Below are 15,211 nucleotides of genomic sequence, written 5' to 3' on the forward strand. Positions count from 1 at the left end.
TGGCCTGCGATGCCGATCGTCCGCTCCGACCGTTCCCTCGACCTTGAACGGCGCCTCACGGCGTTCCTGGACGAACACGTCTACCCTAACGAGAAGCGCTTCTTTGACGAGAAACGCCGTCCGGACCGCTGGCAGCCTTCAGCCGTTATTGAGGAACTGAAGCCCAAGGCGCGCGAAGCCGGCCTGTGGAACCTCTTCATGGACTTGCCCAACTTCGACTATGCACCCTTGTGCGAGGTGATGGGCCGGTCGTTTCTCGCGCCGGAACTCTTCAACTGCTCGGCGCCCGATACCGGCAACATGGAGGTGCTGGCGCGCTATGGCAACGAAGAACAACAGCGCCAGTGGCTGGTTCCGCTGCTCGCCGGTGAGATCCGCTCGTGCTTCGCCATGACGGAGCCGGCCGTGGCCTCCTCCGACGCAACCAATATTCAAGCCTCCATCCAGGCGGACGGCGACACCTACGTCATCAACGGCAGAAAGTGGTGGACCTCCGGAGCCGGCGACCCGCGCTGCCGCATCGCCATCCTGATGGGCTGCACAAATCCGCAGGCCCCACGCCACTTGCGGCAGTCCATGATCCTCGTACCGATTGACACTCCAGGGGTTCGCGTCGAACGGATGCTGAACGTCTTCGGCTATGACGACGCGCCGCATGGCCACGGTGAGTTGTCGTTCGAGAACGTGCGCGTGCCGTCCTCGAATATCCTGCTGGGCGAAGGCCGCGGCTTTGAGATCGCCCAGGGACGCCTGGGCCCGGGCCGCATCCATCACTGTATGCGCAGCATCGGCATGGCCGAGCGGGCGCTCGAGCTCATGTGCCGCCGTACTCTCGCCCGCCAGGCCTTCGGCAAGCCCATCGCCGAACAGGGTGTCATACGCCAGTGGATCGCCGACTCCCGCATTGAGATCGAACAGGCCCGCCTGCTCGTCATGGCTGCCGCGGCGCGCATGGATGAGGCCGGCAACAAAGCCGCTCGCCGCGAAATCGCCATGATCAAAGTGGTTGCGCCCAACATGGCGCTACGAGTCATCGACCGCGCCATTCAAGCGCACGGCGGCGCCGGAGTCTGCGACGATTTCCCGCTCGCCTACGCCTGGGCGCAGATCCGCACTCTCCGCCTCGCCGACGGACCCGACGAGGTCCACCGCGAAGCCATTGCGAAGCTCGAGCTCAAACGCTACCAGGACGGCCCGGCGCAATGACGGAGCATCGGTGAGCCCTGGCCCCTTTCTGATTCTCGGCTGCGGCTATACCGGCAGGCGTGTCGCACAGCGCCTGGCCGCGAGGGGTTGCGAAGTCTGGGCGACGGCCCGCAACAGCCCGGACCTCTCCGGCGTCCGCGGCCTCCGCCTGGACACACAGATTCCGTCCACCCTGGCTACCCTCGCGCACGCCCTCCCCGACTCGCTCACAATCCTCCATTCGCTGCCCGTCCCCGATGATCTTCACGATGTCACCGGGCCAATTCTCGGCGCCTTGGGCCAGAAGACAAAGCGAATTGTGTATCTTTCCACGACCGGAGTTTACGGGGCGCAGCGTGAGGTCGACGAACACTCGCCGGCCGTTCCGCTCTCCCCGTCGTCGCGGCAGCGCGTGCGGACGGAGGATCTCATCCTGAACGGCGGGCCGTGGTCCGGGATGGTACTCCGCCCGGCTGCGATCTATGGACCGGGCCGCGGCGCTCACATCTCCATCCCGCGCGGCACGTTTCAACTGGCTGGAGACGGTATGAACTTTGTTTCACGAATCCACGTGGACGATCTGGCTGCTTTAACCGAAGCCGCATTGTTTGCAGATGCGGCCGGAGCCTGGCCCGTGGCCGATGAGGAGCCCGCCCGCTCCCGCGACGTGGCTGCGTTCGTCTCCGAACTGCTGGGCTGCGCCATGCCGCAATCCCTTCCGAAAGAACAACTTCACGAGACTAGACGGGCCGATCGCCGTGTAGACGGCCGCGCCGTGTGCCGCCTGCTTGCTGTCCGCTTGCAGTATCCCTCCTACCGCCTGGGCATCCCCGCCAGCTTGTAACAACAGTCACATCACGTTACAACTGCAAGCGAATACTCCGCGTAATGCGGCCAAGATTTGATACTTATTCAACGAAAAACCTGTGACAATACGATTGCGTTTCAGGGTCGTCCGATTCCCATCCTATGCCTGTGGTCCCTGTTGTAGCGGGCTCGTCCGTCCGGAATCTCCCCTGAAAAAGTATTTCAATTGCAGGTCAACAATGAGACTACACTCACATCCGTTTCATCAAATCGCGCGTGGCGCAATGGCGCTCGCCGTTCTGATGGGGACGCTGATGATGGCGCAGGAGCGCTTCAGCACCATTCGTGGTGTTGTGAAGGACGCATCCGGATCAGTCATCCCCGGTGTTTCTGTTACTTTGTTAAACTCCGAAACCGGTCGTCCCACAGCCGTTGAAACCAACGACACTGGCATTTACATCGCCCGCAACCTCGAACCCGGCCGCTATGAGATCAAGTTCGAGAAGACCGGCTTTGCCCGCGTCGACCTCAAGGAAGTCTCCCTCAACCTGGGCCGCGAAACGACGGCCGACGCAGTACTGGAGATCGGTGCTACCCAACAGGCGGTGCAGGTCACTGAAGCGGCTCCGCTCATCGATACGGGCGGCGTCACCATCTCCTCCAACGTCACCGCTGAAGAGTTCAACCTGCTGCCCAAGGCGCGCAGCTTCCAGTCCGTCGTGCTCCTATCTCCCGGCGTAAATTCGGGTCAGATTGAGGGCGGCTTCCAGATCAATGGAGCCAGCGGCGCGGAAAACCAGTTCTTCGTCGACGGCGTCTCCACCAATAGCCTGGTGGATGGCCGCTCGCGTCAGAACGGCGCCTTTGAATTCCTGCAGGAAGTCCAGGTGAAGACCGGCGGCATCGATGCCGAATACGGCGGAGCCCTGGGCGGCGTCGTCAGCGCCATCACGAAATCGGGCGGCAACCAGTTCCATGGCGAAGCCCACTACTTCTACGGCGGCAGCGGGATCTCCGCGGGCCCCGTCGAACGCCTGCTGCTGCTCAACCCCTATTCGAATGCCGGCGTCAATCCCACCTACCAGCAGGATGCGAAGAACCCCAACAACCAGCACGAAGTCGGCGGCTCCCTGGGCGGCTACATCCTGAAGGATCGCCTCTGGTTCTTCTCGTCTTACTCACCTCAGTTTGCCCGCCGCGAGAATACTTATCTCTTCAGCAGCGGCACCGAACGCGACACCATCGAGAACAAGGTCACCAGCCAGCAGCTCTTCAACAAAGCGAGCTGGAACGCGGCCAAGAATGTTCGGGTCACCGCCAGCTGGCTCTGGACCCCCACCAAGAACACCGGCATCCTGCCGGCCTACAACGGCTACGGCAATGCGGTCATCTCCTCTAAAGCCGCCAATGCCCCGCTGAAGACCCAGGGCTGGACCCAGCCGCAGAGCAACTACAGCGGCCAGGTCGACTGGACCGTTTCCAGCACTGCGCTGCTCAGCTTCCGCGGCGGCCGCTTCTGGGACAACTTCCGCACCTGGGGCATCCCCACTACGGCCAGTGTCACCTACCAGACCTCCAGCGTCGGTATCCCCGACGTGCCGTCCAACCTGCAGCAGGCCGCGGGCTACCTCAACACCCCCCGCACCCAGCAGACGTTCTACGACATCACCACCCGCACCTACTTCCAGACCGACTTCAGCAAGTTCCTGAGCGGTTTCCTCGGCAGCCATGATATTAAGATTGGCGCCGGCGTCCAAAAGAACGTAAACTCCGTCGACGTCTCCTATCCGGGCGGCGGCTATGTCTGGGTTTACTGGGGCACCCCGCTCAACATCCCAGGCGGCGGCACCGACGGCGGCAAGTACGGCTACTACGAAGTCGACAACACCGGCACCCGCGGCGGCACCGGCGGACGCATGGTGAACATGTACATCCAGGATCACTGGCGCCTGACACCCCGCCTCAGCCTGACTCTCGGCCTGCGCACGGAGAACGAGCATGTCCCGTCCTTCAACCGCGCGGTCCGCGACGACGCCTTCTCGTTCGGCTTCTCCCAGAAGCTGTCGCCCCGCCTCGGCCTCAGCTGGGATGTCACCGGCAAGGGCAAGATGAAGGTCTACGCCAGCTACGGCCGCTACTACGATTGGGTCAAGTATGAGACCTCGCGCGGCACCTTCGGCGGCGACTTCTGGACCGTCAAATACCGCTCGCTCGATACCACCGACGTCTTCTCGCTCAGCGGCGTCAACATGCCCGGCCGCAACATCTGGCCCTTCGGCGACTACGAAGACCGCCGCCTCGCCAGCTTCGATGCCGTGGCGAAAGACCTGAAGCCGATGTCCACCGACATCTACAACGCCGGCATTGAGTACATGCTCTCCAACACGCTGGCCCTGCGCGCCGGTTACGTCCGCAACCACCTGGTCCGCACCATTGAAGACATGGGCGCCCTGGTGAACGGCAGCGAAACCTACATCTTCGCCAACCCCGGCGAAGGCGACGCCAAGAAGTTCGCTACCAGCACGGCCACTCCGGTGTTCGACACCCCTAAGCCGCAACGCGACTACGACGCGCTGGAACTCTCCATCAACAAGCGCTTCTCCAGCCGCTTCTTCGCCTCGGCCAACTACGTCTACAGCCGCCTCTATGGCAACTACGCCGGCCTGGGCAATTCGGACGAGATCCGCACCCCCACCACCGGCACCTCCTCGGCCACCACCCAGCAGTCCGGCGGCAGCATTGCCCGTCCGGGCAGCACCGGCAGCCGCGCCTGGGATCTCGACCAGTACCTGTTCGACGCCCACGGCAACTTCGTCACCGGCCGCCTCGCCACGGATCGCCCGCACGTCTTCAAGGCGTACGGCAGCTATAAGTTCAAGTGGGGCACCGACGTCGGCGGCTTCTTCTACGGCGGCAGCGGCACCCCGATGAGCACCGTCGTCATGCAGCGCCAGCGCATCCCGCTGTTCGTGGAAGGCCGCGGCTCCATGGGCCGCAGCCCCATCCTCACCCAGACCGACCTGGTTGTCGGACACGAGCTCAAGTTCGGCGAAACCAAGCGCCTCCGCTTCGAGTTCAATGCGCAGAACGTCTTCAACCAGAAGACTTCCCGCCATACCTTCAGCCAGCTCAACCGCGGCAACGCCAGCGGCGACCCCGCCTCGGCCCTCGACCTCACGAACACCAACCTTTTCAACGGCTACGATTACGCCGGCATGTTGAAGTCCATCGCCGCCACGGGCAAGGATCCCTACGATCCGCGCTACGGGATGGCCGACCTCTTCAACCCCGGCTTCACCGGCCGTGTCATGGTGAAGTTCGTCTTCTAGGTCAGACAGAGGTAGTACCTAAGGCCCTGAGGCTCCTACTGGAGTCCCAGGGCCTTTTTGCGTAGGACTTGACCTGTCGCCGTACCACTTACGGAAGATGTGGAGTGAACTGACCTAAATGGACCTACGACGGCTAAAGTGCTAAAGCTATCCGCCGATTTACTCAAGTAGACACTGCTGTTTAGATGGCAGTACAGGACGCGGTGCGGATCCTCCTCTCTGATCTCACATTGAGACGCAGGACCCCAGAGACAGGCCACCCAGGCTGACGCGCAGGCGAGATCGATGAAATGTAGATTCTGTGGAGCACGGATCGGGATTCTGGAGCGTTGGCGCTTTGGCGACTTCTGTTCTAAGGATCACAAAGACGAATTCGCCGTCGATCTCGTTCGGCTGAACGAACAGATCGTCAAGGACCTCCGCCGCATCCCTACGCTCTACAAGTCCGGCACGCATGAAACGGAAGCGGTGGCGGGCCAGCCGCCAGTCGTCGACCAGGCCGATCCGCCCGAAGCCATCTTCCTGTTCGAGGCCGATCCTGACCCCTTAGTGGAGATTCCTCAGCCCAAGGCCGCCGAAGATAACCCCGAGAAGAAGACGAAAGCCAAGCAGTGGCGCATCTTCAGCCAGATGGCCGACATCGAAGGCCTGCCGCCCAGCGCCCTGGCGGCCAGTAAGGAAAAGGAAGACGGCGATAAATTCCTCTGGGTGCAACTGGGCGACGAGCCCCAGCAAGGCCCGCAAGGCGTGCTCCTCGCCACATCGTTTCCCGCCATCCTGCCCCAGCACGTGCTGCGCCGGCTGCAAGGCCATTTCCCGGACTCGCCCATCTGGGTTCCGCCGGACCCGCGCCGCGCTGCCGCCGAAGACGCCCGCCGTTATGCCGTAGGCAAGACCGCCCAGCAATGGATCCAGGAACATGCCTGGAGTTGGATGGCGGAAGCACTCGCCGCCGCCGTACCAAGCCTGGCGCCTGTACTGTCGGCTTACCCGCTCACCGCGCCCTGGAACAATTGGGCCATCGTACCCCCTTCGCGGCCCCAGATGGCGCCCCAGCCCCAGCACGCCATGCCGATGGGCGCGCCACCTTCACCGGCCGGCCAGCCGCAACCGTCCGCTCCCCTGGGCGGCATGCCACCGCCTGCCTCCGCGGGCGGAATGATGGAGCAGCCTCCCACGCCCGGCGGTATGCCCGGGCAGTCCATGCCGCCCGGTGGCATGATGGGCCAGTCTATTCCTCCCGGCGGGCCCATGGGCGGGCAAATGGGCCAGCCCATGCCGTCCAGCGCGATGCTCGGCCAGCCCATGCTCCCCGGAAACCTGCCGCTGCCGGGCGCCCACCCCCCCGGCATGAGGATGCCGCCGCCCACCATGGCCGGCGTACCCATGCCTCAGCCGGTCGGCTTGAATTTTCCAGCTCCGCCCATCGCGGGCATGCCTTATCTCACCAGCGCCCCTGCCGGCGTACCCGGTGTGGTCACCGCGCCGCCCGGCCGCGCCGCCGCCCCGCCGCCCGGCGTCGCCACCGGCTGGCCCATCGCCACACAAGGCCTGACACCGCTTGGGCTCGCCCCCACCGGCGCAGTTCCAGCCGGCGTTGCGCAGGGCTACGCATACGCCGCCCCCAGGATTGTCGAATCCGGACTCACCTGGCGGGAATTGCCGCCGCCGCTGTTTAGCGCCCTCGTCGACCTCGGTGGACTGCTGAAAGCGTCACCGCTGCCATTCGTACAGCTCGTTCCGGAATACTCCAGCCTTCGACCCACACTGCTGATCGCCGGCCATCAGCCGCGCTTCCACGCCGAACTCTCCTGCGGCCTGCCCTTCGTCGACTGCCAGGGCGATCCGTCGGAAGATATGGTCCCGGCAGCCCCCCGGCCGTTCCGTCCACGCAGCCACCCCAGGACCCTCTGGAGACGGTTCCTGGTCCTTCCCCAAGCCTATGGCGACGTGGGCCAGACCCAGGTCCCGCACATTCCTGGACCCGCCTTCGTCTTTTCGCTGCGTAATTCGGTCTCCGCGCCGGAATCACGGCCCCAACTCCAGATCGGGAGGTGGCGCGCCTAAATGTCCGCCCAATCGGCCCGTGTCATCCCGTTGAACCAGAAACCGGCCGCGGCTGGCTCCGCCCCCGGTACCCGCTACCTCACCCCGCTCGAGCCCGATTCCTTCCAACTGGAGGGCGTAGCCCGGTCGGAGCCGGCTGAACGCACGACCACCGCCGTCGAATCGCTGCTGGCCGAGGCGCTGGACGCCCTGGAGAAGGGCAACGCTCCGGAAGCCGCCCGCCTGCTGGAACAGAGTCTCCGCAACTCGCCCAACCACACCGAAACCCTGCTCGCCCTGGGCTACCTCCGCCACGAGGAAGGCAAGCTCGACGACGCCTCCGACCTCTACCGCCGCGCCGCCCTCTCCGATACCTCCGCCTGGCAGCCGCGCTACAACCAGGCCTTGATCCTCGAAACACAAGGCGAAACCGCCGAAGCGATCGCCATGCTGACGCACGCCTGCGCCATCAGCCCCAGTGAACCCGCGCCGCTTTACCGTCTTGCCTGGCTGCTGGAATCGTCCGGCTGCGACTCCGAGGCCGTCTACTGGTACAAACGCGCCACCACCGCCGCCCCGAATCTCTTTGAAGCCTGGCTCCGGCTCGGCTTGCTCCAACTGCGGATGGGCGCTTGCGCCGAGGCCATCGAAAGCCTCGACCGCGCCATGGGCGACGACGCCAACCTGCCCCTGGCGGCCTATCACATGGGTCTCTGCCACCTGAATCTGGCACAGCCGGAACTGGCCCAGCAGGCCTTTGAAGCCTCCTGCAGCGCCGAACCCACCGCCACCGATTCTCTTCTCGCCCTGGCCGCCCTGGCCCTCGCACAAGGCGACCTCGACGCCGCCGAACGCCACGACCGCGCAGTCCGCGCCCTCGGCCAGGTCTCCGCTCCGCTCTCCCTCCGCCTCGCCCAAGCCTGGCAGGCATGCGGCGAAAACGAACTCGCCCGGCTGCACTTCCGCAGGGCCGTCCAGGCGGATCCTTCGTTGGCGGTGGGCTACTTCGGGGTACAATCGCATTCTTGAGGCATCGTAAGCCCGAAAAGCGGCCGGTCGCCCCGGCTCCGCAGAAAACCGCAACTCCCAAGCAGTCCACGCTGAAGACCCTGGATCGCGTTTTGTCCAAGGCCGGCATCTGCTCTCGCACCGAAGCAGCCGACTGGATCGTACGCGGTCGTGTGAGGGTCAACGGCAAACCCATCAAGGATCCCGGGCACTGGGTTTCCGTCGACCACGACAAGATCAGCCTCGACGGCCGCCCCCTGAAGGCCGAGAAACGCCTGCATCTCCTGCTCTACAAACCCAAAGGCTTCCTGACCACCTACCGCGACCCCGACGGCCGCCCCACCGTCTACAATCTCCTCACCGACCTCGACCAGTGGGTCTTCCCCGTCGGCCGCCTCGACCAGGACACCTCCGGCCTGCTCATCCTCACCAACGACACCGACTTCGCCGAGTACGTCACCAATCCGGATCACCACGTCCCCAAGACTTACCTCGTCAAGTCCTCCACTCTCCTCACCGACGAGCAGTTGGACCAGCTCCGCAATGGCCTGGAACTCAAGGACGGCCCCACCCGGCCCGCCAAAGTGAAGCGCATCCGCGACTCCGAGACCCGCACCTTCTTCGAAATCACCATCACCGAAGGCCGCAACCGCCAGGTCCGCCGCATGGTCGAAGCGCTCGACAGCAAGGTCCTCAAACTGGTCCGCGTCGCCATCGGCCCCGTCCGCATCATGGACCTCAATATCGGCAGTTGGCGCCACCTGACCCCCGACGAAATCCGCCAGCTCCGCAAAGCCGGCGGAGGCCGCACCGAGCGTCCGCCCAACAAAGGCGAGGCCCGCGAACGCGCCGGCCAAACCCAGGCCGTTGAGGAAGAGCCCATTCAGGAAGAACCCGTTCACGAAGAACCCCAGGAATAGGTCCGCGAACCTCCGAAGAAGGACGAGCTCGGTATGCGTCTCCTGCTGTTACTGATGGCTGCCGGCGCTCTCTCGGCGCAATCCGGCGACTTGGCGGCAGGCCGCGCCGCCTTCGTCTCAAACTGCGCTTTCTGTCACGGCACCACCGGCGAGGGCGGCCGCGGACCCAACCTCACCACCGCCCAGTCCGTCCACGGCCGCGATGAAGCCAGCCTCCGCCGCGTGATCACCAAAGGCGTCCCGGGCTCCCAAATGCCGGGCTTCGGCAATTTCGAAGAGCCATCCCTCACTGACCTCGTCTTCTACGTGAAGTCGCTCTCCAGCCGCTCCGCCTCGGGCCCGGCCATTTCCGGCGACCGCGCCCACGGCACCGCCCTCTACCAGTCGAACAAGTGCGCCATGTGCCACCGCATCGGCAGCGAAGGCAGCGTCTTTGGACCCGACCTCAGCCGCGTCGGCGCTGGCCGTTCCGCCGCCTACCTCCGCGAATCCCTCACCAAGCCCGCCGCCGACATCATGCCGGAATACCAGGGCGTCATCGTCACCCTGCGCGACGGCACGCGCGTCTCCGGCATCCGCATCAATGAGGACACCTTCAGCGTGCAGCTCCGCGACCTCACCCAGAAGTTCCGCCTCTTCCAGAAGGACGAGGTCCAAACCGTCCAGGACGCGCCCCGCTCCCTCATGCCGCCCTACAACCTGCCGCCCAAAGACCTCGACGACCTCGTCGCCTACCTCGCCTCCCTGCAGGGCGGCCCCGCCGGCAATCAGACCAAACAAGCGGAGGGCATCCGATGAGACCCGTCTGCCCCGCCCTGTTCCTGGCGGCCGCCGCACTAGCCCAGAACGCTCCCTATCCCGTCGACGTGCCCGCCGCCCGCATCGTCAAAGCCCTCGACGAGCCGCAGAACTGGCTCACCTACTTCGGCGACTACAAAGGCGTGCGCCATCGCGCCCTGAACCAGGTCAACACGGCCAACGTCAGGAACCTGCGCGTCGATTGGATCTTCCAGATCCCCACCACCGGCCGCTTCGAAACCGTACCCCTGGTCGTCGACGGCGTCATGTTCTTCACCGCCCAAAACGGCCATGCCTTTTCTGTCGACGCGCGCAGCGGGCGCCAGCTCTGGCACTACCAATACAAGCCTACGGAAGGCACCGCCGACGGCCTGAACCGCGGCCTGGCGATCCTCAACGACAAGCTCTACATGGGCACGGTCGACGGCCACCTGGTCTGCCTTGACAGCAAAAACGGGCAGCTTCTCTGGAACGCCGAAGTAGCCTCGGCCAAGGCGGGTTACAGCATCACGCTCGCGCCGCTGGCCGTGAAGGACAAGATCATCGTCGGGGTCGGCGGCGGCGAGTTTGGCATCCGCGGCTTCATCGACGGCTACGACGCCAAGTCCGGCCAGCGCGCCTGGCGGCTCTACACGATCCCCGAAAAAGGCGAGCCCGGCGGCGACACCTGGCAGGCCGACTCCTGGAAACGCGGCGGAGCGCCCACCTGGATGACCGGCACCTACGACCCCGACCTCGACACCGTCTACTGGGGTGTCGGCAACCCCGGCCCCGACCTCTACGGCCAGGACCGCCTGGGCGACAACCTGTATTCCTGCTCCGTCGTGGCCCTCGATCCCACTACGGGCAGGATGAAATGGCACTACCAGTTCTCTCCGCACGACACGCACGACTGGGACGCCAACGAAACCCCGATGCTGCTCGATCTCCCCTGGAAGGGCCAGATGCGCAAGCTCCTGGTGCAGGCCAACCGCAACGCGTTCTTCTACGTGCTGGACCGCACCACCGGCGAATTCCTCATGGCCAAATCCTACGCCCGCCAGACCTGGTTGAAGGAGTTCGACGCCAAGGGCCGCCCCACGCCCCTGCCCGATACCGAGCCCAGCGAACAAGGCACCCGTCTCTGCCCCGGCCTGGCCGGAGGAGCCAACTGGATGGCGCCCTCCTACAACCCAGACCTGCAGCTCTTCTACGTCCCCTACCGCGAGCAGTGCGACATCTACTTCAGCACCCCGCCAAAGTTCGTGGAAGGCAAAGCCTACTGGGGCACGGCGACCCGGGGCGTGAGCGACGAAAAGGAATGGGGCGTGGTGAAGGCGCTGGATCCGTTGACCGGCGAAGGCAAATGGGAATTCAAGTTCTACCACGCCGGCTGGGGCGGCACGATGTCGACCACGGGCGGCCTGGTCTTTGCCGGAGATGCCGACGGCTACCTGGTAGCGCTGGACGCAAAATCCGGCCAGTTGCTATGGAAACTCCAGACGGGCGCGGAAATCGCCACGGCCCCCATCACCTACATGGTGAACGGTAAACAGTATGTGACCATCGCCTCCGGAGCCGCGCTGATCACGCTGAGCCTGCCGTAGACAGGGCTTCGCCAGAACATCACTCCACCCGCACGCGGTTCAACCACCGCCGCCCGTACATATCCAGCCACTCTCCATCCGGCTCACCGGCGCGTGGATCCGACCCCAGCCGCAGGATATTCCCATCCAGATCCTCCACCTGCATTTCCAGAGCCCAGGAGTAATTCGTGGGCGGATGGCGGATCTTGGCTCCCGAAGCCTGGTACTCCTCATACACCGCATCCACATCGTGCCCATCGATCCAAACCCAACAGCCCGGATGCCCCTGGTCGCCTTCACACAAAAACAACGTGCATCCGCCGCGAGACACGGACACGAAGTCCTCTGTCTCAAAATTCACGCTGAAACCCAGAGCCCGGACATAGTAGTCGCGGCTCGCCTTTGCATTGGCCACCCGCAACACCGGAGTAACGCCGCCAAACACAACCGGCACGGGCTTCGCGGAATCACTCATGGGCACACCCTCCTCGTATCGATCCACCCCAACCACCTCACTTCGGGAACACATGCGCCGCCGACCACCAGCGGTGCGCCTCCACCGTCAGCAAACCACCGCTCACCGCTGGATCTCCAGCCGCCAGCTTCGCCGCCTCGGCATCCGCGATCCGGTCGAAGATCACCAGCCCCACCGCCGAAGCATCCCCATCCACCGCCCCGGCCGCCAGCACCTTCCCGGAGGCCCGCAGCGCAGCCCAATAGGCCGAGTGCTTCGCCATTACCGCCTTGTCCAACCCTTGCCCGGCCCGCCGCAGAATCACAAACGGATGCACGCCCATGTCCTCCGGAGTCGCCGGATTCTCCTTGTGCAGCCGTTTGTACTCGTCCCCCAAACCGGCCGGACCATGCCACGAAAACGCCTCCACCGTATTGCGATGCTCCACCACAGTCGGATCCGCCTCCGCGATCTTCCTGGCCTCCTCCATCGTCGAAGTATTGAAGAAGAAGACGCCGCTGATCACGGAAGGCTTGTCATCGAACGGACCCGCCGAAACGAGCACACCCCGGTCCGCCATGGCGTGGATATTGGCCATGTGGGCAGCCTGGATCCGCTCGCCTTCTTCCTTACTCAACGTCGTCCGGGCGGGATTCCGCTTCAAAAAGACGACCTGATAGACCCGGCCAGGGTGGGCGGAAGAAGCACCCGACTGGCCCCAAACAGACAGCCCGAGCCCCAGTGACAGCACGGCGAGAACGGTACGGCGATAAAGCATAGTGCCCATTATCACCGGACCTCGCCACTTCAGAAATCAACTTTTCGCCCCTGGCCCTTCCGACCCCCACACATCCGCCCGCCCTCTCAATTTTTGTTACGAATAACTTCGTTGACACACGAAAGTATTCGTAATACCCTCAACTCATGCCACGACCCAGCAGCTCCCGCCCCACAGACTCCGAACTCGAAATACTCGGCGTCCTCTGGGATAAAGGCGCCGCCACTGTTCGCGAAGTTCACGAAGAGCTCTCTCTCCGGAAACCAACCGGCTACACCACCGTATTGAAGTTCATGCAGATCATGATGGACAAAGGCCTGATCACCCGCCGCGAACAGCACCGCGTCCACGTCTACGAATCTGCCGTCCCCCGCGAAGCCACACAGAGCGAACTCGTCCGCGACCTCGCCCAGCGCGCCTTTGGCGGCTCGGCGCTCGAACTCGCCATGCGCGCCCTCGAAAGCAACCGCGCCACCCCTGGCGAACTGGATCAGATCCGCCGTCTGCTCGATCAAGCTGAGAAAGGAACGCGCTGACATGCTGAACACACTCGCCTGGACCCTCCTCCACTTCCTCTGGCAGGGAACCCTGCTTGCGCTCCTCTTCGCCCTGGCGCAGCGCTTCCTCGCCTCGTCCTCCGCCCGGGCCCGCTACGCCGCCGCCGCGGCCGCTATGCTCGCCATGCCGCTCTGCGGACTCGCCACCTTCCTCTATCTGGCGCCCTCCACCGCCCCAGCTTCGGCCTCCGCCACGCGTTCGTTCGCCGCAGCCCTCGCGCCCACAGTGCACACGGCCCAAGCCCTCGCCGCCTCCAGCCGCGACTACCTCCCCTGGCTCGCCTACGCCTGGATGACCGGAGTCATCCTCCTCAGCCTGCGCATGCTCGGCCAATGGACCGTCCTCCAGCGCTACCGCCACATCGCCATCCGTCCCGTCCAGCAACAGTGGCAACGCAGCGTCCACATGCTGGCTGAACGCCTGCGCCTGCGCCGCCCCATCCGGCTGTATGAGTCCGCCATCGCCGACGTGCCCGCCGTCGTAGGCTGGCTGCGGCCCGTGATCCTGATCCCGGCCAGCGCCCTCACCCAGCTGACGCCCGGCCAGGTGGAAGCCCTCCTCGCCCATGAACTCGCCCACATCCTCCGCCACGACTACCTCATCAACCTGCTCCAGACCTCCGTCGAAACGCTCTTCTTCTATCACCCCGCCGTCTGGTGGGTGGGCCGCCACATGCGGCAGGAACGCGAGAACTGCTGTGACGACATCGCCGTGCAAGTCTGCGGCGACCCGGTGGTCTACGCCCGCGCCCTGGCCGACCTGGAACAACTCCGCTTTCAGATGCCCGCCTTAGCGATGGCCGCCAGCGGCGGATCCCTGCTCCAGCGCATCGAACGCCTCATCCTGCCCCAGCCCGCCCGCACCGCGCCCGCCGCCCTCTGGCTCACTGCCTGCGGCCTCTTCGCCGTCACCCTGGCCGTCTGGGCCGCTCCGTCGCTGCGCGTCTCCGCCCGGGTTCTACCCTTCGCCGCACAGGCCGCGCAGCCGACCCCCAAACCCGCCACCCAACCAGCCCCCAAACCCAGCCCGTCGCCCAAACCCTCGAACGCCAACGGCGAGAGCTTCCTCGATAATCTCGAGCGCGCGGGCCTCAAAGACCTCACCGTCGACCAGATGGTCGCCTTCAAGATCCACGGAGTCACCGGCGACTTCATCCAGTCCATTCGCTCCGCCGGCTACCAGCCCGATCCCGACCAGCTCGTCTCCCTTCGCATTCACGGCATCACGCCCGAGTTCATCCGTGAGATCAAGGGGCTTGGTTGGTCGCCCTCGCTCGATGAACTGGTCGCCTTCAAGATCCATGGCGTCGATTCCGCCAGCATCGCCTCGATGAAGCAGCTCGGCTATCAGCTCGATCCCGAGAACGCCGTCGCCATGAAGATCCACGGCCTCACGCCGGAAGTCGCCCGTGCCCTCAATGGCCTGGGTTACGGCAAGGCGACCTTCGACGAATTGATCTCCATGCGCATTCATGGCGTCGACCCTGAGTTCGCCGCCTCCTGGAAACAGGCCGGGGTCCAGGATCTCGACATCGACAAATTGATCGCGCTTCGCATCCACAACGCCACCATCGCCGAAGTGAAGGCCGTGGAAGCGCTCGGCTACCGCAATCTCTCGGCCGACAAAATCATCGAGATGCGCATCTTCGGTCTCACTCCGGACTTCATCCGGGAGGCGCAGAAGCGCGGCTTCAAAAACCTCGACTTCGACCGCCTGGTGAAGCTGAAGCAGTTCGGCCTGCTCGACAAGGAATAGCGGCCCGC

Annotated in this window: 12 protein-coding genes; 10 read left to right on the forward strand and 2 right to left on the reverse strand. The window is 64.6% G+C overall.

Features of this window, described 5'->3' with window-relative positions; all coding sequences use genetic code 11:
* Nucleotides 1-9 precede the first annotated feature (9 nt).
* The 8 genes from ACR9Y2_RS01650 to ACR9Y2_RS01685 all read left to right on the forward strand — a co-directional run bounded on the left by ACR9Y2_RS01650 (nucleotide 10) and on the right by ACR9Y2_RS01685 (nucleotide 11,679).
* Nucleotides 10-1,206 carry an acyl-CoA dehydrogenase family protein gene (locus tag ACR9Y2_RS01650; protein ID WP_435039280.1) on the forward strand — a complete coding sequence of 399 codons (1,197 nt, stop codon included), beginning with the start codon at nucleotides 10-12 and terminating at the stop codon, nucleotides 1,204-1,206.
* A gap of 10 nt (nucleotides 1,207-1,216) precedes the next feature.
* Nucleotides 1,217-2,029: an NAD-dependent epimerase/dehydratase family protein gene (locus ACR9Y2_RS01655; protein WP_435039281.1), complete on the forward strand. Its 813-nt coding sequence runs from the start codon at nucleotides 1,217-1,219 to the stop codon at nucleotides 2,027-2,029.
* A gap of 247 nt (nucleotides 2,030-2,276) precedes the next feature.
* The gene (locus ACR9Y2_RS01660) at nucleotides 2,277-5,321 is read left to right on the forward strand and encodes a TonB-dependent receptor (protein WP_435039282.1); all 3,045 of its coding nucleotides are present in this window, start codon (nucleotides 2,277-2,279) and stop codon (nucleotides 5,319-5,321) included.
* A gap of 285 nt (nucleotides 5,322-5,606) precedes the next feature.
* On the forward strand, nucleotides 5,607-7,388 hold the full coding sequence (locus ACR9Y2_RS01665; RefSeq protein WP_435039283.1) for a hypothetical protein: 1,782 nt from the start codon (nucleotides 5,607-5,609) through the stop codon (nucleotides 7,386-7,388).
* Complete coding sequence (locus ACR9Y2_RS01670; RefSeq protein WP_435039284.1) at nucleotides 7,389-8,396, forward strand: tetratricopeptide repeat protein; 1,008 nt, start codon at nucleotides 7,389-7,391, stop codon at nucleotides 8,394-8,396.
* The gene (locus ACR9Y2_RS01675) at nucleotides 8,393-9,295 is read left to right on the forward strand and encodes a pseudouridine synthase (protein ID WP_435039285.1); all 903 of its coding nucleotides are present in this window, start codon (nucleotides 8,393-8,395) and stop codon (nucleotides 9,293-9,295) included. Before ACR9Y2_RS01670 ends, ACR9Y2_RS01675 begins: the two co-directional genes overlap by 4 nt.
* Nucleotides 9,296-9,328: 33 nt before the next feature.
* Nucleotides 9,329-10,093: a c-type cytochrome gene (locus tag ACR9Y2_RS01680; RefSeq protein ID WP_435039286.1), complete on the forward strand. Its 765-nt coding sequence runs from the start codon at nucleotides 9,329-9,331 to the stop codon at nucleotides 10,091-10,093.
* On the forward strand, nucleotides 10,090-11,679 hold the full coding sequence (locus ACR9Y2_RS01685) for a PQQ-dependent dehydrogenase, methanol/ethanol family (RefSeq protein ID WP_435039287.1): 1,590 nt from the start codon (nucleotides 10,090-10,092) through the stop codon (nucleotides 11,677-11,679). The genes ACR9Y2_RS01680 and ACR9Y2_RS01685 overlap by 4 nt, the downstream gene beginning before the upstream one ends.
* A 19-nt stretch (nucleotides 11,680-11,698) precedes the next feature.
* Here ACR9Y2_RS01685 and ACR9Y2_RS01690 read toward each other — a convergent pair whose 3' ends face one another.
* Entirely contained in the window at nucleotides 11,699-12,133 is a 435-nt protein-coding gene (locus ACR9Y2_RS01690; RefSeq protein WP_435039288.1) for a glyoxalase superfamily protein, read from the reverse strand.
* 37 nt (nucleotides 12,134-12,170) lie between these two features.
* Nucleotides 12,171-12,890 carry a YciI family protein gene (locus ACR9Y2_RS01695; RefSeq protein ID WP_435039289.1) on the reverse strand — a complete coding sequence of 240 codons (720 nt, stop codon included), beginning with the start codon at nucleotides 12,888-12,890 and terminating at the stop codon, nucleotides 12,171-12,173.
* A gap of 146 nt (nucleotides 12,891-13,036) precedes the next feature.
* On the opposite strand from ACR9Y2_RS01695, the gene ACR9Y2_RS01700 reads away from it, so the two are divergent.
* A complete protein-coding gene (locus ACR9Y2_RS01700) occupies nucleotides 13,037-13,426 on the forward strand; it encodes a BlaI/MecI/CopY family transcriptional regulator (RefSeq protein WP_435039290.1) in 390 nt (129 codons plus the stop codon).
* Nucleotide 13,427: 1 nt separating this feature from the next.
* A complete protein-coding gene (locus ACR9Y2_RS01705) occupies nucleotides 13,428-15,203 on the forward strand; it encodes a M56 family metallopeptidase (protein ID WP_435039291.1) in 1,776 nt (591 codons plus the stop codon).
* Nucleotides 15,204-15,211: the final 8 nt, after the last annotated feature.

This window comes from Paludibaculum fermentans (genome assembly GCF_051172195.1).
Taxonomy (GTDB): domain Bacteria; phylum Acidobacteriota; class Terriglobia; order Bryobacterales; family Bryobacteraceae; genus Paludibaculum; species Paludibaculum fermentans_A.